Origin of the sequence: Archangium sp. (assembly GCF_036388035.1) — a bacterium.
Lineage (GTDB): Bacteria > Myxococcota > Myxococcia > Myxococcales > Myxococcaceae > Archangium.
This window is the reverse complement of the sequence record NZ_DASVSO010000638.1, coordinates 1-1902: the sequence shown is the minus strand read 5'-3', so window position 1 is coordinate 1902 and position 1902 is coordinate 1. Positions and strand designations below refer to the sequence as shown.

Sequence of the window (1902 nt, the reverse complement as noted above, 5' to 3'; positions counted from 1 at the left end):
TCCCCGGCTCCAGCGTGGCCACCAGCCCCATGCCGCGCGGCACGAAGCGCACGGTGCCCTTCACACCCTTCACCTCGGGCGCCGCCAGCTTGCGGAACTCCTTCGCGTCCCGCTCGATGAGCCACAGCGAGTGCAGCAGCGCCGTGCTCCGATCGAAGGTGGACAGTCCGGGCTCGGCCATCGCCTCCATCAACCGCCGACGGGCCCGGGCCACGTCCAGCTTCCCGAAGGACGCGGCGTGTCCCAGGATGGCGGTGAGGCCCACCCGGCGCAGCGGATAGCGCCACAGGGCCTCGCTCGGGGCGGGCATGTTGGCCAGCGTGACGAAGCCCTCGTTGCTCTGGGCCACCAGCTCGTCGATGCGGCCCTTGAGCGCGGGCTCCTTCATCACCCCCGCCTTCTCCGCGGCCAGCACCGAGAGCGCCAGCGGGTACAGGTCTCCCGGCGTGGCCCGCTCCACCAGCGCGCGCACCCGAGCCGCCTGCCGCTCCCCGTCCAGCCGCGCCAGCACATACACCCGTGTGGCGTCCCACTCGAAGGGCATCTCGCCCTGGGCCTCCAGCCAGCGCAGGCTCTCGGTGATGCGCGGCTCATTCCGGTCCACCAGCCCGGCCTCCACCGCATACGCCAGCCCGTCCAGGGCGATGAGCGTCATGGGCAGATCCGCCTCGCTGTAGCCGCTGAACCAGGTGAAGCCCCCGCCCCGGACGGACATCTCCAGGATGCGGGCCGTGCCCTGCACCGAGCGGCTGCGCGCCTCGGCCAGCAGCCCCTGGCTGTCCGTGTCGAGCGACTCCAGCGAGCCCGCCTTCTTCAGCGTCTGGTACAGCGCCACGTTGGGCACCGTGGTGGACACGAGCTGCTCCAGGCACCCGTAGGGGTACGTCAGCAGCTCGCGCACGTTGGAGAGCGCCGCGTCCACGAGCGACGGCTGGAGCACCAGCTCCACCTCGGAGACCGAGGCACTGGCCGCCGCGGGCAGGGCCAGCTCGCCGCCGCCCCACCTGGACACCTTCACCGGCTCGGCCAGCGTCGCGGGCCGCACCGCCACCGCGCGCCGGTCCCGCAGCGGCTCCTTGCCCCCCGTCACCTCCACCGCCAGCTCGGCCGTGCCGGAGCCCTTCGCCTTGAGCGCGAGGGGCAGCACCTGCTCGCCACCCTTGCCCAGCTCCACCTTCTGCTTGGACTCGGCGGCCTCGAGCACTCCGGCCGCCGCGAGCCGCACGTCCAGGAGCTGGCTGCCCTTGGAGGCCTCGCCCGCCGACAGGCGCACCGAGGCGAGCGCCTCATCCCCCTGGCGGAGGAACTGCGGCAGCGCGGCGTACAGGTTGAGCCCCCCGCGCGTGGCGAACTCGGCCGTGGACTCGCCGAAGCGGCCCGAGGTGTCCGCCGCCACGCCCGTCACCACCCACAGCGTCTGGTTGCTCGGGAGCTTGAAGCGCACCGTGGCGCGCCCGTCCCGGTCCGTCACCACCGTGGGGCTCCAGTAGGCCGTGTCCCGGTCCAGGTCCTTGGCCTGCCGCGTGGGCGGCTTGATGGAGGCGAAGGCATGGTCCGGCAGCCGCGCCATCTTCCGCGCGAGCGCCTCGCCATAGCCGTAGCCCTGGAACTCGGCGGAGAAGAAGGTGGCCACGTTGTTGCGGCCCACCGGGTAGAAGAAGTCGAGCACCTTGGGGCGGAACTCGCTCTGGATGGCGTAGACGGCCTTGTCCACCACGCCCACCGAGAGCTGCGCCACCACGCCCTGGCCCTCGTGGTTCGTCACCCGGATGTCGATGACCTGCTCGGTGAGGGGCGTGGCCTCGGCGCGCCGGGGCTGCAACGACACGCGCAGCGTGCGCTCGGCGGGCACGATGCGGAAGCCCACCGTGCGCTCCTCCCAGCCGCCCGACGCCGTGGGGT

Annotated in this window: 1 protein-coding gene; it reads right to left on the bottom strand. The window is 72.7% G+C overall.

The annotated features are described in order from the left end of the window. The coding region (locus tag VF697_RS26140; RefSeq protein WP_331099436.1) for an alpha-2-macroglobulin family protein at positions 1–1902 on the bottom strand (1902 nt) is incomplete at both ends.